The 19,215-nt window shown below is 48.7% G+C and carries 19 protein-coding genes; 9 read left to right on the forward strand and 10 right to left on the reverse strand.

All coding sequences use genetic code 11. The annotated features are described in order from the left end of the window. Positions 1 to 157 precede the first annotated feature (157 nt). From IEY24_RS15650 to atpH, 5 genes are all read left to right on the forward strand, one after another. Positions 158 to 382 carry an AtpZ/AtpI family protein gene (locus IEY24_RS15650; protein WP_188933697.1) on the forward strand — a complete coding sequence of 75 codons (225 nt, stop codon included), beginning with the start codon at positions 158 to 160 and terminating at the stop codon, positions 380 to 382. A gap of 406 nt (positions 383 to 788) precedes the next feature. After that, a complete protein-coding gene (gene atpB / locus IEY24_RS15655; RefSeq protein WP_188933699.1) occupies positions 789 to 1,883 on the forward strand; it encodes a F0F1 ATP synthase subunit A in 1,095 nt (364 codons plus the stop codon). A 45-nt stretch (positions 1,884 to 1,928) separates the two neighbouring features. After that, positions 1,929 to 2,192 carry an ATP synthase F0 subunit C gene (atpE, locus tag IEY24_RS15660; RefSeq protein ID WP_019942415.1) on the forward strand — a complete coding sequence of 88 codons (264 nt, stop codon included), beginning with the start codon at positions 1,929 to 1,931 and terminating at the stop codon, positions 2,190 to 2,192. Positions 2,193 to 2,339: 147 nt separating this feature from the next. Beyond that, entirely contained in the window at positions 2,340 to 2,834 is a 495-nt protein-coding gene (atpF, locus tag IEY24_RS15665; protein ID WP_229222384.1) for a F0F1 ATP synthase subunit B, read from the forward strand. Between the two features lie 23 nt (positions 2,835 to 2,857). Next, the gene (gene atpH, locus IEY24_RS15670) at positions 2,858 to 3,394 is read left to right on the forward strand and encodes an ATP synthase F1 subunit delta (protein WP_188933701.1); all 537 of its coding nucleotides are present in this window, start codon (positions 2,858 to 2,860) and stop codon (positions 3,392 to 3,394) included. Between the two features lie 59 nt (positions 3,395 to 3,453). Here atpH and IEY24_RS15675 read toward each other — a convergent pair whose 3' ends face one another. The 10 genes from IEY24_RS15675 to IEY24_RS15720 form a co-directional block, all read right to left on the reverse strand. Continuing rightward, complete coding sequence (locus IEY24_RS15675) at positions 3,454 to 4,341, reverse strand: sugar phosphate isomerase/epimerase family protein (RefSeq protein WP_188933703.1); 888 nt, start codon at positions 4,339 to 4,341, stop codon at positions 3,454 to 3,456. Between the two features lie 30 nt (positions 4,342 to 4,371). Beyond that, complete coding sequence (locus IEY24_RS15680) at positions 4,372 to 6,063, reverse strand: carboxylesterase family protein (protein WP_188933705.1); 1,692 nt, start codon at positions 6,061 to 6,063, stop codon at positions 4,372 to 4,374. Positions 6,064 to 6,160: 97 nt separating this feature from the next. Continuing rightward, positions 6,161 to 8,701: an ATP-dependent Clp protease ATP-binding subunit gene (locus IEY24_RS15685; RefSeq protein WP_188933707.1), complete on the reverse strand. Its 2,541-nt coding sequence runs from the start codon at positions 8,699 to 8,701 to the stop codon at positions 6,161 to 6,163. 66 nt (positions 8,702 to 8,767) lie between these two features. Beyond that, positions 8,768 to 9,427: a WbqC family protein gene (locus tag IEY24_RS15690; protein WP_229222386.1), complete on the reverse strand. Its 660-nt coding sequence runs from the start codon at positions 9,425 to 9,427 to the stop codon at positions 8,768 to 8,770. A 105-nt stretch (positions 9,428 to 9,532) separates the two neighbouring features. Continuing rightward, positions 9,533 to 10,159, reverse strand: coding sequence for an L-threonylcarbamoyladenylate synthase (locus tag IEY24_RS15695; protein WP_188933711.1), 627 nt, complete (start codon positions 10,157 to 10,159; stop codon positions 9,533 to 9,535). 31 nt (positions 10,160 to 10,190) lie between these two features. After that, on the reverse strand, positions 10,191 to 11,183 hold the full coding sequence (locus IEY24_RS15700) for a glycosyltransferase family 2 protein (protein ID WP_188933713.1): 993 nt from the start codon (positions 11,181 to 11,183) through the stop codon (positions 10,191 to 10,193). 119 nt (positions 11,184 to 11,302) lie between these two features. After that, positions 11,303 to 12,235 (reverse strand): YihY/virulence factor BrkB family protein, encoded by a 933-nt coding sequence (locus IEY24_RS15705; RefSeq protein WP_188933715.1) that lies wholly within the window; start codon positions 12,233 to 12,235, stop codon positions 11,303 to 11,305. 13 nt (positions 12,236 to 12,248) lie between these two features. Then, entirely contained in the window at positions 12,249 to 12,668 is a 420-nt protein-coding gene (locus tag IEY24_RS15710; RefSeq protein WP_188933717.1) for an acyl-CoA thioesterase, read from the reverse strand. Positions 12,669 to 12,670: 2 nt separating this feature from the next. Continuing rightward, on the reverse strand, positions 12,671 to 13,708 hold the full coding sequence (mltG, locus tag IEY24_RS15715; RefSeq protein ID WP_188933719.1) for an endolytic transglycosylase MltG: 1,038 nt from the start codon (positions 13,706 to 13,708) through the stop codon (positions 12,671 to 12,673). A gap of 40 nt (positions 13,709 to 13,748) precedes the next feature. Then, entirely contained in the window at positions 13,749 to 14,828 is a 1,080-nt protein-coding gene (locus tag IEY24_RS15720; protein WP_188933721.1) for an Ldh family oxidoreductase, read from the reverse strand. A 94-nt stretch (positions 14,829 to 14,922) separates the two neighbouring features. On the opposite strand from IEY24_RS15720, the gene IEY24_RS15725 reads away from it, so the two are divergent. The 4 genes from IEY24_RS15725 to IEY24_RS15740 all read left to right on the forward strand — a co-directional run bounded on the left by IEY24_RS15725 (position 14,923) and on the right by IEY24_RS15740 (position 19,164). Then, positions 14,923 to 15,546 carry a DUF502 domain-containing protein gene (locus tag IEY24_RS15725; protein ID WP_188933723.1) on the forward strand — a complete coding sequence of 208 codons (624 nt, stop codon included), beginning with the start codon at positions 14,923 to 14,925 and terminating at the stop codon, positions 15,544 to 15,546. Between the two features lie 87 nt (positions 15,547 to 15,633). Continuing rightward, positions 15,634 to 16,248: a hypothetical protein gene (locus tag IEY24_RS15730; RefSeq protein WP_188933725.1), complete on the forward strand. Its 615-nt coding sequence runs from the start codon at positions 15,634 to 15,636 to the stop codon at positions 16,246 to 16,248. Positions 16,249 to 16,307: 59 nt separating this feature from the next. Then, complete coding sequence (locus tag IEY24_RS15735; protein ID WP_188933727.1) at positions 16,308 to 17,543, forward strand: 3-phosphoshikimate 1-carboxyvinyltransferase; 1,236 nt, start codon at positions 16,308 to 16,310, stop codon at positions 17,541 to 17,543. 25 nt (positions 17,544 to 17,568) lie between these two features. Further along, positions 17,569 to 19,164 (forward strand): FMN-binding glutamate synthase family protein, encoded by a 1,596-nt coding sequence (locus IEY24_RS15740; protein WP_188933729.1) that lies wholly within the window; start codon positions 17,569 to 17,571, stop codon positions 19,162 to 19,164. The last annotated feature ends 51 nt before the right edge of the window (positions 19,165 to 19,215 follow it).

Genomic DNA, 19,215 nt, shown 5'->3' on the forward strand with positions numbered 1-19,215 from the left:
GTATTTTCAATAAATACGTATCGAAGGTACTGCCATTTGCAAAATTTGAAGCAATTTTACCACGATATTCTACCATTGTTTTCACCGAGTCTTCGACCGAGTTAGTCAACCGAGTTTTTCGACCGAGTTTTACAATCCAACCGGAAACAGCTGAATTATGGGAGATCCTAAAATACCTGTGGATAAAGGCCAGTCATCGCGCTTTCTGAAATACTCGGGGATGGCGATGCAAATGCTGGGCACTATATTGGTGTTCACTTACGGCGGCTATAAGCTCGACGAGTGGCAGCAGAACAAGGTCCCGGTATGGACGCTCGTGCTCTCGCTGACCTCCATCGGAGCGTCGCTATACCTTTTGATAAGAAGTTTTACCAAGCAATAATCCCCGCCCCCGGCACCCCGGCATGTTACGTACCCTGATCGCAACCATTTTGCTCGGAATTGTATTTTTCCTTGCTCAAAGATTTCACGCGGATTCTTTCCTGCATCCTTATATATGGTACATTCTCGTATTCTTTTTCGGACTGGCTTTTATGGTCCACCGGCTCATGGAGTTTGGAATGCGGAACAAGCGTGAGAAATTTGTCACATTTTACATTTCCAGCATCGTTGCACGCATTATTCTGAGCATCATTTTCATCGGTCTGTTTTTGTATAGAGGGCTAACTGATTCATTCCTATTCGTTATCAACTTTTTTGCACTCTATTTATTTTATACATGCTTTGAAATATATGGTTTGTATCGTAACTTGCGCCGCGATTGACAAAGCATAGTATTTCAAGCATTTATGTATACCCATCTGAGACGGTTTTTTACTATCGCCCTTATAGCGGCAACATGCGTTTTTAACCTCCCGGCCCGCGCCGACGAACCTACCCAGCACGATGCCGGAAAGGTGGCCCAGGCGGTGAATGAGGAAGAGCATAAAATTGAACATAAGCTTGAAGAGCATGAAGCGAAGTTCAATATCGGTGAGATGATCATGCACCACATTGCAGATTCTCACGAATGGGAATTCTCGCACGGTGTTTCGCTTCCCCTTCCCGTGATCCTTTATTCGGAAGACCGCGGTATCGAGGTTTTCATGTCTTCCAACTTCCATAACGAACATCACGAATATAACGGCTACCATCTGGTGCACGGTGATTCGGAGCAAATCGTTCCGGTTGACGAAGCACGTAAAGTATACGACTTCTCGATTACCAAGAACGTAGCCTCCATGCTGCTGAGCGCCCTGATCCTCATTCTCGTTTTCACAAGTATCGCCAGCTGGTACAAAAACAGCAAGGGCAAAGCGCCGAAAGGTTTCAACTCCGCCATGGAGGTGATCATCCTTTTCATCCGCGACGAGGTTGTGAAACCAAACGTAGGGCCGAAATACGAAAAATACCTGCCTTACCTGCTTACGTTGTTCTTCTTTATTCTTATCAACAACATCATGGGTCTGCTTCCGGGATCGGCCAACCTGACCGGTAACATCGCGGTAACCATGACCTTGGCAGTGTTGACCTTCATCGTAGTTCACCTGAATGCGAATGGCAACTATTATAAGCACCTTTTGAGCCCTCCGGGCGTGCCTGTTCCGTTGTTGCTGATCATGATCCCCGTTGAAATCGTAGGTGTGTTCATGAAGCCATTCTCCTTGATGGTCCGGTTGTTCGCCAACATCACAGCAGGTCACATTATCCTTCTGAGCTTGTTCGGTCTGATCTTTATTTTCCAAAGCATCGTGATCGCCCCGGTAATCTCCCTGTTCGCTTTGTTCCTGAACTTCATTGAGATCATGGTAGCATTCATTCAGGCATTTATCTTCACACTATTGTCGTCCATGTACATCGGAAGTGCTATCGAAGAGCACGGCCACGCCGATCACGGACATTGATTCTGAATCTCTTTTTTATTAATTATATTTAAAACAAACACAATTATGTTGCTTCAAATTTTGCTTCAAGCTGCTGAACAAGGTGGTGCAGGTCTTGCAGTTTTCGGTGCTGCTATCGGCGCAGGTCTTGCTGCTATCGGTGCAGGTCTTGGTATTGGTAAAATCGGTGGTAGCGCTGTTGAAGGTATCGCCCGTCAACCAGAAGCTGCTGGTGCAATCCAGACTGCCATGCTTATCATCGCGGCACTTATCGAAGCGGTAGCGCTTTTCGCAGCGGTTATCTGTCTGCTTATCTCTTTCAAGCTTTAATAGCTCCCCGAAAGGGAAACGCTGCCCCGGTGCGCTAGGCCCGGACGCGGTGCAAAAACATTCTCGTGGGAGCATTAGGCTTCCACGAAATTTTAATAAGAAGAGAGCCGATTAAGATCATTCTTACACTCAAAAACTCATTTAACTATGTCATTGCTTACTCCAAACCCAGGCCTTATTTTCTGGATGCTGGTAGTATTTTTACTGGTAGTTTTCATTCTGGCCAAATTTGCCTGGAAACCTATCCTGAAAGGTCTGAAAGACCGTGAAAACGAAATCCAGGGTGCGCTTGACCTCGCAGAAAGAACCCGTGCTGAAATGGCACAATTGAAGTCGGACAACGAAAAACTGATCGCAGAAGCCAATGCAATCCGCGACCAGATCCTTCGTGACGCGAAAGACGCAGCTGACAGAAACATCGCGGAGTCCAAGGACAGAGCGGCTATCGAAGGACAAAAAATGATCGAAAGCGCTCGCGAAACCATCCGCAACGAACAAGCCGTGGCAGTGAGCAAAATCAGGAAAGAAGTTGCTACGCTTTCATTGGAAATCGCTGAGAAAGTATTGCACCGTGAATTGTCTGACAAGGTAGCGCAGGAAAAACTGATCGCTGATCTTGCTTCATCCGCGCGTCTTAACTAATCAGCATTTAAAATCTAATTCCGATGTCAGTAAGTATTGTAGCATCCAGATATGCAAAATCGCTGATCGAGCTGGCTAAAGAACAGAACGTTCTGGAAGCTGTTTATCAGGACATGCTGCTGTTCAAAGACACAGCAGACAAGAACCGAGGCCTGATGCTTGCATTGAAAAGCCCGGTGGTGCGTCACGAGAAGAAATCAGGCATTCTGAAAGCCCTTTTCAAAGAGCGTGTAAGCCCTGTTTCATTCGCGATATTCGATATCATTACCAAGAAGAACCGGGAAGCAATCCTCGACGAAATCGCGGTAGAATTCATTAAAGCCTATAACGTTTACATGGGAATCGAAAAAGCCACGGTGGTAACCCCTACCCCGCTGACCGACGAACTTCGTAAACAATTCACCGATATTGTTGCCAAAGCAACCGGAAAAACGGTTCAGCTTGCCGAAAAAGTAGACAATGCTTTGATCGGCGGATATGTGTTGACAGTGGGCGACCGCCAGATCGACGCTTCGCTGCGCAGCCGTTTGAACGAACTTAAATTACAGTTAGTAAACTGAAATTTTTATCTGCATAATTTGGAAGACCCGGCTGCTATGCGGCCGGGTCTTTTTTTATGCTAGACTTTCATCTTCACAACATTCTTGTAGCTCGTCTCGATAGCCTGCACCGGCGGTACTTTCGCCACGTCCTGCTCGACGAAGAAATGCGTCATGCCCGCCAATTTGCGGTTAGCGAAGATCTTTTTGAAATCGATCGAACCCGTTCCTACCTCGGCAAACGAACCATCCTTCTTGTCCATATCCTTCACGTGCCAAAGCGGGAAACGGCCCGGATACTTCTTGAACAATGCGACCGGATCGAGGCCTGCTTTGGCCACCCAGTACAAATCCAGTTCCAGCTTCACAAGTTTCGGGTCGGTTTTGCCGGCGATAAGGTCGTAAGGAAGTTGCCCGTCGATCTTCTTGAACTCAAAATCATGGTTGTGATAGCCGAATTGGAGGCCCGCCTTCTTCGCCACTTCACCTGACTTATTGAACAGGTCAACATAACCTTTATACTGATCGATCGTCTTGCGTTCAGCCTCGGTCAGGTAAGCGCAGTTCACGTATTTCTGGCCCAGCTCTGCCGCGTCGTCGACAGCCTTCTGCCAGCCGTTGCTCAATGTGCCTTTGGCCGTTTTGTTCTCCACACCGGCGCCATAATGGCCGCTCACCGGGTTCAGACCCAGGTCGCCGAGGATTTTCTTGAACTCCTTAGCCGTTTTGCCGAAGAACTTGCCGTCGGAGTAGCCGTAAAGCTCCACTTCCTTATAACCGATCGCCGACACCTTTTTAAGCGTGCCAAGAAGGTCTTTGGATATTTCATTACGAAGCGTGTACAGTTGCAAACCGATTGGCGAGGGAGCTTTAACATCCAGGTTCAGTTTCGAGAACATGGGCACTGCCAATGCAAATGCGCTGGCTTTGAGGAACGATTTCCGGGAAATCTTTTCGTTGTAATCCATGGGTTTGTATTCAGAAAAGTAAAAAATAAACTACGGGGTAATATCAACGGCGCCAGACGCTGAAAGCTTGCGTTTGGTATCCTCGTCCAGCTTCCAGTTTTCTGTGAAATGATTATCGATCAGCAGATTGACCGAAGAATCTTTGAAAAATATAATGTCTTTAAATTCGGAAAGCTTACGGTGCATGACTGGCACGAACGGAAAGCCTTCGTCCTTCATACCGGCCCACCACGGCAAACCTGAACTTACCGCTACATAATGCCCTGCCATCGGGACAACATAAAAGAGTCCGTGCGCGGTGTCGCCTTTCTTTAAATGCACAGGAAGCTGATCAGCATATTTGCCGACCAATGCATTGCTTTCTTTCGTACCAAACAGTATGAGGTTAGAACTTTCAATATCGCTTGGCCGCACTTCCTTGTCCGCCAACACGCGTGGGAAGAACATTACCCGACCGAGAAACTCGCCACGGTATTGCGACCAGTTTGCTGCTTGTGTAGCTATATCGATCCGCTTTTTAAGTTCCTCAGGTGAAGGATTGTCCGCAGTTCCATACACATATACATGGCGCGATGAAAATGCAGCAAAGATCGGCCCTTCGGCACCCTTTTCCTTACCGGTATAAATGGACATGATTGTCGCCCCCTCCACAGCCCATTTGCCACCGGCCGACTCGCGGAACAATGTTAACACGCTATCAGCCTTCGCATTCACATTCGACCCGTCAATTTTAAGGCTCAATGCAGTCCCGGCTTTGAATTTGGGATGGCTCTTGAGGTTAAGGGTAAACTTTTCAAGATTTTTTGTAGTGATCTCCAATGCATTTTCTTTTGTAAACTTCGCATCAATTTCAGCGAGCTTGCCGTAAGCAAACCTGTTGAACCTCACCCAGAATGCCTTATCATATTTATACTGCCTGGTTACGAAGCGCACACGGTCCGGGTACGGGTTCCGCTTGTAGTCATCGAACCATTGGAAAATATATTCACTGTCATATGCATTTACCCAACTATCGTGCTTCACATCGACGAACTCCTTATAACTCACTTCCGCACCCAAATCCTGCAAATGGCTCACCCATTTCTGCGTACCCGCCACCGGGACAACCGGATCGGCATCGCCATGGAAGAAATGAACCGGGAAGTTGGTTGCATTGGTTACAAGGTCGAACGTACCCGCGGGCGGTGCGGGGCACACGGGTGCAATAGCCGCCCATATATCCGGGCGTGTGAGGCCCAGCCAGAGCGTTCCGCCTCCGCCCATCGATAACCCGGTCAGAAAGGTCCTGTCCTCATCGATTTTAAAGCGCTTTTTAACATCGGCCAGCACGTCGTAAACATCCTGCTCGGGAATGCCCTGGTAACCGGCCGTTCCGCGTGCGTAAGGCGACGCAACAATGTATTCCACATTATCCCATTTCGGAAAATAACGTGAAGCCTCCACGTCGGTTTCGCCTTCTGCATTGCTTTTCCCAAATACCCTTCGGAGATCGAGCCGGTGGTTGGAGCCGGCTCCATGGAGCATGATCACAAGCGGATACTTCTTGCTTTCGTCGAAATTCTCGGGAAGATAGAGGCCGTAAGGTTGCTCGGTATCGTCGGCGTCTGAGTAAAACGTGAGGACCTGAGGACCTGAGGGTAGTTTCTGCGCAAACAGGATGCTATTACTTGCTGCAAGAGTGAGCGTTACACCCAATAGTGTGCTTTTCCAGGTTGGTCTCATTAGCTATACGAATTTTCGATGGCTAAATATAAACAAAAAAAGGCAGGTCGGATGACCTGCCTTTCCAGCTACTTAGTGCTTTCGGAGCGATGCAAATCTAGTTCGCGAGCTCTTCTTCTTTTTTGCGAACACTGATAACGAGTTGTTCACTCTTTTCTTCATGATCAGCAACCAATACATCGCCTTCGCGCAGGTCGCCTTTCAATATTTCTTCTGCTACGGGATCTTCCAGGTACTTCTGGATCGCCCGGTTCAAAGGACGCGCTCCGTATTGCGGGTCGTAACCTTTTTCGGACAAGAAATCCTTCGCAGCTACTGTCAATTCAATTTCATAACCCAGACCTTTCACGCGGCTGAACAACTTGCCCAGTGAAATGTCGATGATGCGGTGCAGGTCTTCGCGTTGCAGCGAGTTGAACACGATCACATCGTCGAGACGGTTCAGGAACTCCGGAGAGAATGCTTTACGCAATGCACTCTGGATGGTGCCTTTCATAATATCGTCCTGGTTGTCGGCTCTTGCCTTGGTAGAGAACCCGATCCCCGTTCCGAAATCCTTCAAATCACGCGCCCCGATATTCGAAGTCATAATGATGATGGTATTTCTGAAATCGACTCTTCTGCCCAGACCGTCCGTCAGAATACCGTCGTCGAGCACTTGCAACAGAATATTGAACACATCCGGGTGCGCTTTTTCGATCTCGTCGAGCAATACGACGCTGTACGGTTTGCGGCGGATTTTCTCGGTCAGCTGGCCACCTTCTTCGTAGCCCACATATCCCGGAGGAGCTCCCACCAAACGCGATACGCTGAATTTCTCCATGTATTCGCTCATATCGATACGTACCAGCGAGTCGTCTTTATCGAACAGGTAAGTCGACAACACCTTCGCAAGCTCTGTTTTACCTACACCGGTTGGTCCAAGGAAAATGAATGAACCGATGGGTTTCTTAGGATCTTTCAAGCCCACACGGGTACGCTGGATCGCTTTTACCAGTTTCTCGATCGGCGGGTCCTGACCAATAACTTTCGCTTTCAGCTCGTCGGCCATGTTCAGCAATTTCTTGCCTTCGTCCATCGAGACGTTCGTCACAGGAATACCCGTCATCATCGCAACTACCTCAGCTACATTATGCTCGGTGACGGTATAACGTTTCTGTTTGGTTTCCTCTTCCCATGCGAGTTTAGCTCTTTCCAGTTGATCGATCAGTTTTTTCTCACGGTCTCTCAATTGGGCAGCCTCTTCGTATTTCTGGCTTTTTACGACCCGGTTTTTCTCCTGCTTGATGTTCTCGATCTGTTCTTCGAGTACCAGGATATCCTCCGGAACGGTAATGTTGCTGATATGCACGCGCGCACCTACTTCATCGAGTACGTCGATGGCCTTATCAGGCAGGAAGCGGTCTGTGATATATCTTTCAGAAAGTTTCACCGCTGTGCTAATCGCCTCCGGCGTATAATTCACATGGTGGTGATCTTCGTATTTGTCCTTGATATTCGTCAGGATCTGGATAGTCTCTTCGATCGAAGTCGCATCCACCATCACCATCTGGAAACGACGGGCCAATGCGCCGTCTTTCTCGATGTACTGGCGGTATTCATCCAACGTGGTAGCTCCGATACATTGGATTTCTCCGCGTGACAATGCCGGTTTGAACATGTTTGAAGCGTCCAACGAACCTGATGCACCACCTGCGCCCACGATTGTGTGGAGCTCATCGATGAAGAGGATCACATCCGGTGATTTTTCCAGTTCGTTCATGACTGCCTTCATTCTTTCTTCAAACTGGCCGCGGTATTTGGTACCGGCTACGAGTGAAGCAAGGTCGAGCGTAACAACGCGCTTACCGAAAAGCACACGGGATACTTTTTTCTGAACAATCCGCAATGCGAGACCTTCCGCAATGGCTGTTTTACCAACACCAGGCTCACCGATCAGGATCGGGTTATTCTTTTTACGACGGCTAAGGATCTGGGCTACGCGTTCGATCTCTTTCTCACGTCCGACGATCGGGTCGAGCTTACCTACTTCCGCCATTTTGGTCAAATCCCTTCCAAAGTTATCCAGGACAGGTGTACGGGATTTTTCAGCACCTTTAGATTCTTTACCGGAAGAAGAGCCACTACCGCCTCCAAACATTCCACCTCTGGCTTCATCATCCCCGTCTTCGGTCTCCGGCCCCATATGAGGTCTGGATCCGGATGATTGATATTCTAACATTTCCTTGATGACTTCGTAGTTAACATTGAACTTGTGCAATATCTGGGTACCTACATTGTCTTCATCACGCAATATCGAAAGAAGCAAATGCTCGGTGCCGATGAGCGTGCTTTTGAAAATTTTGGCTTCCAGATATGTAATCTTCAATACCTTCTCCGACTGCCTCGTCAGAGGGATATTCTGTAAATTTTTAACGTTGTTGGTGGCTGCACCTTTAGTTGCCTGCTCGATCGTCTGGCGCACATCGTCCAGCGACACGCCGAGTTTTTTCAGCAACCCAATGGCTACACCATCTCCCTCACGGATCATTCCTAATAACAAGTGTTCTGCACCAATGTAATCGTGACCCAGGCGGAGGGCTTCTTCCCGGCTCATTGAGATTACCTCTTTCACTCTATTCGAAAATTTTGCTTCCATTGTGTAGCAATAAAAAGTGTTTATGTATTCTAAACGCTACTTGATCCCCGTTTGTTCAAAATAGCTCTATTGAGACTTACAGGATCTTAACAAAACACTTTTTGCTTCCGGCCCCATATTAAACAGTAAATCAACTATACTCAGATTCCCCACAAAATCATTCCCGAAGGTCTGGTAATAAGGCGCAGGGCTGTAATATTTATGCGAATTCGGCTGTTTCCTGTTGTTTATTAGCGAAATATCATTCGCTACTGCCTTTTCACTAATTATTTCACCTGACAAATTGTACTGAATGTCCTTTTTAATACCAGTCAATCTAAGACAAATTGTCAACAATTCATAGTTCAAATCGACGAGGTATGCCAGCTTCTTTTCGTAAACACGCTTAAATTCATGGGCGTAGTACTCGTAAAAAGGGGACTTCCCGTAGGCTGACTGCAGGCAACCCAGATGGCGCCTCGTCCAATCCTGGTTGTAGTCGATCAGAATATCTTTCGTGGAGCTCGCTGGCTCGTATCCTTTTACAGGGACCGTCAGCGTATCTATTTTATTGGTAGTGAGCACATCGCAGCGATTTCTGTAAGTCTGCTTCACATACCTCTCCTCAATATCGATGTAGATCCGGTCGTACTTTAAAATACAAGTAAAATACGCTAAACAAGGCAGATACTGCAATTCAATCCGCACTTTCGTGGACTGACCCTCTTTAATCAAAAATTCCGACACTATCAAATATGGTAAAGGCTTATGATATTATCAAAAAATTTATAATAATTATTTTGTACGGTCAACAATGTTCAACAGCAACTTAAATCATTACAATTTTTGATCTCAAAGGAAGATACTGACGTCGCCCAGTCCCTCCCGGATGATCTCGAAATCATCCCCGTCGGCCTTCACAATGGTCGACGCAACATTGCCTCCATATCCCCCATCAACCACCATATCCACCTGGTGCTGAAATTTCTCGAAGATCAGCTCGGGGTCTGTTGAATACTCGATGATCTCGTCGTCGTCGCGAATGGAAGTCGTCACGATGGGGTTCCCTAACTCTTTTACGATCAAACGGGGGATAAGGTTGTCTGGCACCCTGATTCCGACCGTTTTTTTGTTGGTATTCAACAACTTCGGAACATTGCTGGTCGCTTCCAGGATAAAGGTATAAGGCCCTGGCAGCACCCTTTTCATGGTTTTAAATGCCGTGTTGCCCACTCTCGCAAAGTCGGAAATGTGGCTGAGGTCGTAGCAGATAAATGAAAAGTCATTTTTCTGCGGCTTAATGCCCTTGATACGCGCTATTTTTTCGACTGCGCGTGTATTGTAAATATCGCAGCCAAGACCGTAAACCGTATCGGTCGGATAAATCACCAAACCACCATTTCGAAGGCAGTCTACCACCTGACGGACGCGTCGCTCGTCAGGGTTTTGAGGATAAATTTTAACAAACTCAGCAGGCATACAGGAATTTTTACTTTTTGAGTTAACAAAATCAAAATGCAAATCCTTCCTGCGGCGTCATTTTTTTTAAGTTTTCGATGTAGAACCTGTAAGCGAAATTCACCGGCAAATGCAGCCTGCACATCAGAACAACCAGCTCTGTCCGCAGGCCGGGATTCTCAATATAGTTCAATAACCGGCGAAACCGCACAGCCAGCTCGAACTCCTGTGCGTACAGACATTTTCGGATAAATGTACGTATGCGCGCCGCCAAAAGATCGAATTCCTTTTGATCGCGGTTGAGGTCGTAAGCTTTATTGCACACGGCATAGTAGGATTGCAACATTCCACTCCCCTTTTTGTAAACACCGGTTGAAAGCGAAGTTTTCAGTACGCGCTTTTTGGTCAGGATCTCGTCGAGGTAGAAGTATTTAAAACGGACCGACGAGCGAACCCAGAAGTCAAAATCCTCGAATGCGAGGGTTTCGTCGTAGCCGCCCAGCTGCTGTAATGCGGCTGTCCGCATCATCATCGTAGGCGTGCAAATGAAGTAGCGTTCGAGGATATTTTTGTAAACGTCGCCCGACGGGACCGGGCAGGTCGCTTTGCCTTTGCTATTGGTTTCGTAGTGGTTGTGCAGCTGCTGGCCGGCCTTCCCGATATAGCGCGCATTGGTAAACACGACGGCGTAGCTCTCCGAAAGGGCTTCAAATGCTTCAACCTGCTTCTCGATGCGGTCGGCGATCATCACGTCGTCGCCAGAAAGGTCAATAACATACTTTCCTTGCGCGATCGACAACGCCTGATTGAATGCGCGGCAAAGGCCCAGATTATGGCGGTTGCGGATTACCTGAAAGGCAGGTGCTTTCCCTTTAAAACTTTCGATAACACCCAGCGTATTGTCCTTGCTTGCATTGTCGACAACGATCAGCTGAATGTAAGGGTAAGTCTGGTAAAAAACGGAAGTCAATGCTTCCTCGATGTACTTTTCCTGATTATATGCCGTCAGGATAACTGTAACGAGTGGCTTTTCTGTGTTTGTCATGATGTGCGCTCCAAGCGGTCCCTTCATTTACGGTGGTAGATTCGGAGGGGAAAAGGGCACCGCAGCACAAAATTACCAACAACAAACCGGAGATGCCGATAATGTTATTATCCGGCAAATCACCGCTTTACAACGCGCTTCGAAGTCACGCGGCTCCGCGCCCGGCTGATGCTCGCGTTGATTTCAAAACCCAGAATAATTACAAAAGCAAGCAGATAGATCCAGATCATCAGCGCGATCATCGTACCGATGGACCCGTAAAGCTTATTGTAGGAACTGAACCGCGACAGGTAGAACGAAAACCCGTAAGTGGCCGCGAGGATAAGAATGGAGGCGATCACCGAGCCCGCATTCAGGAACGTGAACTGGCGCCCGTGCGAAGGAGCGAACCGGTAGATAATCGAGATCGTCAGCATCAGCGAGCCAAAGCTGATGAGGTAACGGGTAATATTAAGCAATGCGATGAGCCAGTTGTCGCGGATAATGTGCCAGTCGCCGACAATATTCATCACGGCGTCACCGACGATCAGCAAAACGACTGAAAGAAAAAGCACTGCGATCAGTAGCAGTGTGAGCATCATCGCAATGCCACGAATCGCCAGAAAACCGCGGGTTTCGGTATCGTCATACACCATATCGAATGCCCGCATGAGTGACATCATGCCATTTGTAGAAGCGATCATCGCGAAAATAAAACCGAGCGAAAGTACCCCCGAGCGCGGGCGGCTCACAATGTCCAGGATCGTCTGATCGGTCGCTTCGAAAGTACCACGCGGCATATTGTCACGTAACATTTCGAGGATCAGTTGATCCAGGTTTTCAATCGGGATGTAGGGAATGAGGGTAAAAAGGAAGATTATCCCCGGAAAGGCAGCCAATGTGAGGCTGTAAGCCACCGCGGAAGCCCGCTGGTCGATCTCATGTTTCTCGTTGCTGTGGACGAGGTTCAGTATAATGTCGTACAACGACACCGTTCCCCGGAACAGCATGGTTTGCTGTAACCAGATGATAATGCGCTTGATGTGGCGGTTTCTCAGCAGTTTTTCAAGCATAACCGGCCGCTTGTTATCCCTTTGGTTCAAAATAGGGTTTCAGTTTTTCGAGCAGCTTATCGGGTGCCGGGCACAATTTGCCCGTATCCATCCGCTGAAAAACCAATGTTGTATCCCCGGTATTGAGCAAAACGCGTTCCTGATTGCGGATTTCGTAAGCAAAGCGGATGCGTACACCGGGTAATTCCTCGATTTTAACAAGAATATGCAGCTCGTCGTCGTACCGGGCCGGCTTCAAATATTTATAGTGGCATTCGTAAACCGGCATCATCACACCCGAATCTTCCATCGCTTTGTAATGAAAATCCAAACTGCGCAATGCCTCTACCCTGCCGATTTCGTAATACCGCGCATAGTTTCCGTAATATACATAACCCATCTGGTCGGTATCGGCATACCGCACCCTGATGCCCTTAACTTCGTGAACAAACATCCTTACTTCATGATTTTCAACCGGTTCAACTCTGCCTGATAAAGACGCGCATTGTTGAGGTGGTCGGAATAATTGGTGGCAAAAGCGTGATAACCCGACAGATCGGCCTTGGCACACATATAGGTATAATCGTGTTTCTCGTAATTCAATACCGCGTCCAGCGAGTTAAAATCCGCCACACGAATCGGGCCGGGAGGCAAGCCTGTGTTAATGTAGGTATTATAAGGTGATTTGATCATGAGCTGCTGGTTGAGAATCCTCTTGATAGCGAAATCCTGCAATGCAAATTTGATGGTCGGGTCAGCTTGCAGCGGCATATTGGCATGCAGGCGGTTGATATATAAACCCGCCACGCGCGGACGCTCATCTACCTTTTTGGCCTGCTCCTCTTCTACAATCGAAGCCAGAATCGAAACCTGAACGGGCGTCAGTCCAATTTCCTTAGCCTTTGCGATTTTTTCGTCGGACCAATACTTCTTGTACTCGCTGTGCATGCGGTCGAGAAATTTCTCAGTACCCGTAGTCCAGTAGATTTCGTAGGTATTGGGCAGGAACATCGATACGATCGTCAATGTATCGAGACCATATTTGTTACAAACTGCCGGGTCGTTCAATGCTTTGCGGAAACTGTCTTCTCCAAACTCGAAGCGGGCACCGATGCGTTTGATGAGGTCTTCTTTCAGGCGGATATTGTTGAATGTCAGCTTCACAGCATCCTGATTGCCCGATGAAAGCTTTTTAATCACCTCGTAGTTATTACTCTCGGGTTTGATCACATACCGGCCGGGCTTCACTTTTTCCGTGTATTTCAAAAATTTGGCCAGAAACTGAAACGAAATATGATCGTTGATTACCTCATATCTGTTCAATGAATCCAGCACCGTCTTATAGGTAGCGTTTTCCGGCACGAGCAACACGAAGCTCGATTTTTTATCGACCTGTAAATTCGGCGTCCGGAAGATCTGCCAGAAGTAGAAGGAGAATGTGGTGGTGAGGATCGCGATCGTGACAAACAATCCTACTTTAAAGTTACGCGACATAATTTTTTGGGCGGTCGGCCGTCGGCTTTTTGTTTTCTTTTTACAAATTGATTTCAAATGGTATGCCGAAACGCTTTGCGAGCTCATCGAGTGACAAAACTACCGGTTCGAGTAGTTTGATGCCATTCACGCCGCGCTCAGCTTCCATTTCTCTTTCAGGATCTCCGGGGATGAGTACTTTCTCGCCATCCACCGCTCGTGCATTGCGGAATGCACCGATCCATTTATCCATATCTGCCTTAAATTCATCGGCGGGACGGAAACCATCCACACGCATCGCACCCAGGAAATGCCCCGTACCGAGCCCCACACTTTGCTGCACGCCCATAAATCCGGCGGTCGCAAATGGCGGCACCCAAGGGCCAAAGTTAGCACCGGAAAGCACTCCCGAAAAAATATCGACTATCGCTCCGAGGCCATACCCTTTGTGACTCCCATGCTCGCGATCGGAGCCGAGTGGCAACAATCCCCCCCCGCTTTTCACTGCATTGGAATCCGTCGTAGGGTTACCATCGGCATCCTGTGCCCAGCCTAGTGGCGCAGGAAGGCCTTTTCTTTGCAATATTTCAAATTTACCGTAAGCTACTGCCGTCGATGCGAAGTCTGCCACAAAGGCAGGCTCTGTCAATGCGGGTACCGCAACGGCTATGGGATTTGTACCTAATAATTTATCCAGCGAGAAGGTTGGTGTAACAAGCGGGGCCGCATTCGTCATCGTCCAACCGATCATATCCTTTTGCAATGCAAGCATCGCATGATAGCCTGCAATACCGAAGTGGTTTGAATTTCTGACCGAGACCCAACCCGAGCCTACTTTCTCCGCTTTTTCCATGGCAATCTCCATGGCTTTCGGCGCCACTACCAATCCTAGCCCGCGATCACCATCCACTACCGCGGTACTCGGGGTTTCGTAGGCGATGGTCACATTCGGTTTTGGGTTCAAACGGCCGTGGTCGTAAAGCCTTACATAACCAGCCAAACGGGCAATGCCGTGGGAATCCACTCCGCGCAAATCCGCGCTGACCAACACTTCGGAAGCCAGCCGGGCCTCTTCCTGCGAACATCCTATTGACAGAAAAACCTGTTCAGTAAAATGTTTTAAATAACTGGCCTGATACATATACGTCAAATAATGAACTTCTTGCTAATTTTGCCCTACCGCCAAACAGCGCACCTGCGTGCCGCAACTAGCCGTCTGCGCCCGGCGTGCAAATATGGAAATTAAAAACTCATTCCTCAAACGCATCATCAGCTACTTCATCCGGGGACTTGTGCTGGTGGCGCCGCTATATGCGACCCTCCTTATTATTTGGACGGGCGTCGAATACCTCGACAATATCCTTCCCATTGAAGTAAACATTTCCAATCAGCAAACACTTTACCTTCCCGGCCTTGGTGTACTGATCATCATTTTTGGCATTATCCTGCTCGGTTTCTTCTTCTCGACGATCGTCCCGCAGTCCTTTTTCAAGTTCACCGAAAGCATTATGCGCCGTCTTCCGCTGGTGAGTTTGATCTACTACTCAATCAAAGACCTCATTCTGGCTTTTGTGGGGGATAAAAAGAAGTTCAACCAGCCGGTGCTGGTGACCATGTACAAGGACACTGATATCAAAAAGATCGGCTTCATTACGCAAACCGACCTGAGCCATCTCAAAATTGCCGACCATGTGGCGGTGTATATGCCGCTCTCCTACTCCCTCTCGGGCGAACTTTTCATCGTTCCGGCCGAGCATGTAACGCCGGTCGACGCCAAGGCGACGGACGTGATGAAAATGCTTGTATCCGGTGGTGTCTCCGTGAAGGTTTCGAAGGAAGAAACGGCTGAGGACGACTAGTTTAACCCGTTTTTAATACGCAACAATGCAACATTAGTGCCCGTTTAAGAGAATGATTCCCTATATTTGAACCATTCTTTTAGTACTATGAGACTACTCCTTCCCATTGTCGTTTTGCTGTTCCTGGGGAATATCAAAGCATGGTCGCAAGACCATTATGACCCAAAAAAAACCCTTTCCAGCGAAGAACTCTTTCTGAAACAGGGCAGCAGCAGCCGGGTAATCGCCACACCAGGACAAAAATATCTGGTACTTGACGCTTCTCCTTTCATCGGCGGCTTTCACAGATACAGGTTCTTTCCGGGGGACAATATCAGGTTCCGGATGAAGAATGAAACGATCCGCTTTAACGAGACGATCGCTTCGGTGGATGATTCAGCCTTCACGATCGGCGTGGTGAACGAAGCCGTTGGGCGGATGGATTACCAGAGGATTTTGCTCGAAGATATTCGCTTGATGAAGGTTTCCAGAAGGATTCCATTCATTTCGCAGGCGGCTCCCTTGCTTCCGCTGGCCGGTTTGATCTTCATCGGCGCCGATTTCTTTAACAAGGGCGTCGACAATAAACGCTACACAACAGACACTTCCACCCTCGTCATCGGCGGCTCGCTCATGGCTGCGGGGTATATTTGTTATAAATTCACGTTCGCTTCCCTGAAAATCAATTCAAGGAATAAGCTGAAAGTGCTCGAAACTTATTAATTGTTACAATATTATTACAGGCGAACAGGTCGCGATATCTAAATCTCTGAACATCAAAAGTGAAATCCATTCTCGTTCATCCCCCCCAACAACCCATAGTTGCAGAAATACAGCTTGCCGCATCCAAAAGTGAATGTAACCGCGCGCTGATCATCAATGCGCTCACCGGATTTCAGTCCGAGCTGACCAACATTTCGGAAGCCCGCGACTCGCAAACCATGCTCCGCCTGCTCAATTCCAACGACGCTGTGGCGGACGTGATCGACGCGGGAACAACGATGCGCTTTCTGACGGCATACTTCGCGGTAACCAACCAGAAAAAAACCATGACCGGCACGCCCCGCATGTGCGAGCGCCCGATCGGGATCCTGGTGGACGCGCTGCGCAAGCTCGGGGCGGATATTACATACGAAAAAGTAGAGGGCTACCCGCCGCTCCAACTGAATGGCTTTAATTATTCGGGAAACAATGAACTGACCATGCGCGGTGACGTGAGCAGCCAGTACATTTCAGCATTGCTGATGATCGCGCCCCAGCTTCCGAGTGGTTTGAAGATCAGACTCGAAGGGGAAGTAGGCTCGCGTCCTTACATTGAAATGACTTTGAACCAGATGGCGCATTTCGGAATCGAATACATCGCCGACTGGCAGCATAATGTTTTGACGATTCCTGCATTCAAATACCAGCCTAAACCTTACGCCATCGAATCCGACTGGTCGGGTGCGAGCTATTGGTACAGCATTGTGGCATTGGCCAACGACGCGGAAGTGGAATTGTTGGGATTGAAGAAAAACTCATTGCAAGGCGATAGTGCCATTGTCGACATTATGCGTCACCTCGGCGTGGAAAGCGTATTCACCGATCGTGGTGTGCGTTTGACCAAAATCCCTCCGAAAGCTTCATTAGGCTGGGATTTCACCAACTGCCCCGACCTGGCTCAAACCGTGGCCGTTATTTGTGCTATCAAGAAGATCCGTCTTTCGCTGACCGGCGTTGAAAGTCTTAAAATCAAAGAAACTGACCGCATTTTCGCATTGCAGCAAGAGCTTAAAAAGCTGGGCGCAGAACTGAATGAGGTAGAAAAAGACCATTTGTACGAAGTAACGACCCTTACCGACGTTCCTACCGATCCCGTGCCGTCCATCCACACTTACGACGACCACCGTATGGCGATGGCGTTCGCGCCCGTAGGTATGGTGAGCCCGATTCTGATCGAAGAGCCCGGCGTGGTCGTTAAATCTTACCCCGGATACTGGAACGACCTAGCGAAGGTTACCACCTGGGAAGAAGTTTAGATTATTCACCATTTCAGAATTGTTTATGGAAACTGTCTGGTCGTTCCTGGCATCGGTGCCTGTTTGGCTTTACATCATTCTGGCCATCGCTATCATTATTGCCCTGCGGGATGTTTTGCAGCGAAAACACACCATTCAGCATAACTTTCCATTGGTAGGTCATTTCCGGTACATGATCGAAACGATCGGGCCGGAATTGCGCCAGTATATTGTAGCCAACAACCGGGAGGAGTTGCCGTTCAACCGCCGGCAGCGCTCCTGGATCTACGCTTCTTCCAAAAAAGAGAACAACTATCAGGGCTTCGGCACCGACCAGAATATCCAGGAAGCGGGCTATGTATTTATCAAGCCCGCAATGCTGCCTTACCGGGTGGATTCCACGCACAGCCATCACGTCAAAAACGGGAACGATCCGCATCATTACACCATTCCGAGCGCTAAAGTTATCGGCGCATATCACGGTCGCAAGCGTCCGTACCGGCCCCGCTCAGTCGTGAATGTGAGCGCGATGAGTTACGGATCATTGTCCGCCCGCGCGATCGAGTCTTTGAATAAGGGTTCTTTCAAATTCGGTAACTACCATAATACCGGCGAAGGCGGCCTCTCGCCGTACCACAAATATGGCGCCGACGTGGTTTTCAATATGGGTACCTCCTATTTCGGCGTGCGCGACGACGAAGGGAATTTTGTGATGGAAAAGCTCGTAAAGCTGATGCAGAACAACCCGACGGTCCGAATGATCGAACTGAAACTTTCGCAGGGTGCAAAACCCGGCAAGGGCGGCGTGCTGCCAGCGAGCAAGATTACCGCGGAAATCGCCGAAATTCGTGGCGTACCCATCGGAAAGGACGTCGTTTCTCCTCCCTACCACAGCGCATTTTCGGATGTTCGCGGTATGGTCGATTTTATTGAGCAAATGGCTGCCGCTACCGGACTTCCGGTGGGTATTAAATCGGCTGTCGGGAAAACGGAAATGTGGGAAGAGCTCGCCGACCTGATGGTCGAGACCGGCAAAGGGCCTGACTTCATTACCATCGATGGCGGCGAGGGCGGTACCGGCGCTGCGCCTCCGTCATTTGCAGACCACGTTTCGTTGCCGCTGGTATTCGCATTCAGTACGGTTTACAAAATATTCCAGAAGCATAATCTGAACGACAAGATCACATTCATCGCTTCCGGCAAACTGGGATTGCCCGCGCAAGCTGTCATGGCATTTGCGATGGGGGCGGACGTGATCAACGTTGCGCGCGAGGCAATGCTTTCAATCGGCTGCATTCAGGCACAATCGTGCCACACCAACCGTTGCCCTACCGGCATTGCTACCAATAACAAATGGCTGGAATCGGGCATCGACCCTGCATTGAAAAGCGAGCGGTTCAACAATTATATGAAGACGCTGGCGAAGGAGATCATCGAAATTACCCACGCTGCGGGCTACGAGCATCCCTGCCAATTCGGAATGGCGGATATTGATATTTCAATGGGGGATAACAACAGGACCATTACGTTAGCCGACAATTATGGTTATCTCAAAACCGTGGTGCCTTTCTCCGACATTAAAGCATTGCTCGAATGCGACCACCTGGGCGGCCGCGATATACCGGGCGAAAAAGTAGCCTAGCCGCAGGATATTCCTCCACACTTTTGCTACAAAAGAAGTATATGGAAAAAG

Source organism: Dyadobacter endophyticus, assembly GCF_014641595.1.
Lineage (GTDB): Bacteria > Bacteroidota > Bacteroidia > Cytophagales > Spirosomataceae > Dyadobacter > Dyadobacter endophyticus.

Bases quoted from the DNA above. Each gene is read 5' to 3' on its own strand.
- IEY24_RS15700 (WP_188933713.1), bottom strand. From the start codon at position 11,183: ATGACAAACACAGAAAAGCCACTCGTTACAGTTATCCTGACGGCATAT.
- atpH (WP_188933701.1), top strand. From the start codon at position 2,858: ATGTCAGTAAGTATTGTAGCATCCAGATATGCAAAATCGCTGATCGAG.
- IEY24_RS15710 (WP_188933717.1), bottom strand. From the start codon at position 12,668: ATGTTTGTTCACGAAGTTAAGGGCATCAGGGTGCGGTATGCCGATACC.
- IEY24_RS15720 (WP_188933721.1), bottom strand. From the start codon at position 14,828: ATGTATCAGGCCAGTTATTTAAAACATTTTACTGAACAGGTTTTTCTG.
- mltG (WP_188933719.1), bottom strand. From the start codon at position 13,708: ATGTCGCGTAACTTTAAAGTAGGATTGTTTGTCACGATCGCGATCCTC.
- IEY24_RS15680 (WP_188933705.1), bottom strand. From the start codon at position 6,063: ATGAGACCAACCTGGAAAAGCACACTATTGGGTGTAACGCTCACTCTT.
- IEY24_RS15650 (WP_188933697.1), top strand. From the start codon at position 158: ATGGGAGATCCTAAAATACCTGTGGATAAAGGCCAGTCATCGCGCTTT.
- atpB (WP_188933699.1), top strand. From the start codon at position 789: ATGTATACCCATCTGAGACGGTTTTTTACTATCGCCCTTATAGCGGCA.
- IEY24_RS15730 (WP_188933725.1), top strand. From the start codon at position 15,634: ATGAGACTACTCCTTCCCATTGTCGTTTTGCTGTTCCTGGGGAATATC.
- IEY24_RS15685 (WP_188933707.1), bottom strand. From the start codon at position 8,701: ATGGAAGCAAAATTTTCGAATAGAGTGAAAGAGGTAATCTCAATGAGC.
- atpF (WP_229222384.1), top strand. From the start codon at position 2,340: ATGTCATTGCTTACTCCAAACCCAGGCCTTATTTTCTGGATGCTGGTA.
- IEY24_RS15695 (WP_188933711.1), bottom strand. From the start codon at position 10,159: ATGCCTGCTGAGTTTGTTAAAATTTATCCTCAAAACCCTGACGAGCGA.
- IEY24_RS15740 (WP_188933729.1), top strand. From the start codon at position 17,569: ATGGAAACTGTCTGGTCGTTCCTGGCATCGGTGCCTGTTTGGCTTTAC.
- IEY24_RS15725 (WP_188933723.1), top strand. From the start codon at position 14,923: ATGGAAATTAAAAACTCATTCCTCAAACGCATCATCAGCTACTTCATC.
- IEY24_RS15675 (WP_188933703.1), bottom strand. From the start codon at position 4,341: ATGGATTACAACGAAAAGATTTCCCGGAAATCGTTCCTCAAAGCCAGC.
- IEY24_RS15705 (WP_188933715.1), bottom strand. From the start codon at position 12,235: ATGCTTGAAAAACTGCTGAGAAACCGCCACATCAAGCGCATTATCATC.
- atpE (WP_019942415.1), top strand. From the start codon at position 1,929: ATGTTGCTTCAAATTTTGCTTCAAGCTGCTGAACAAGGTGGTGCAGGT.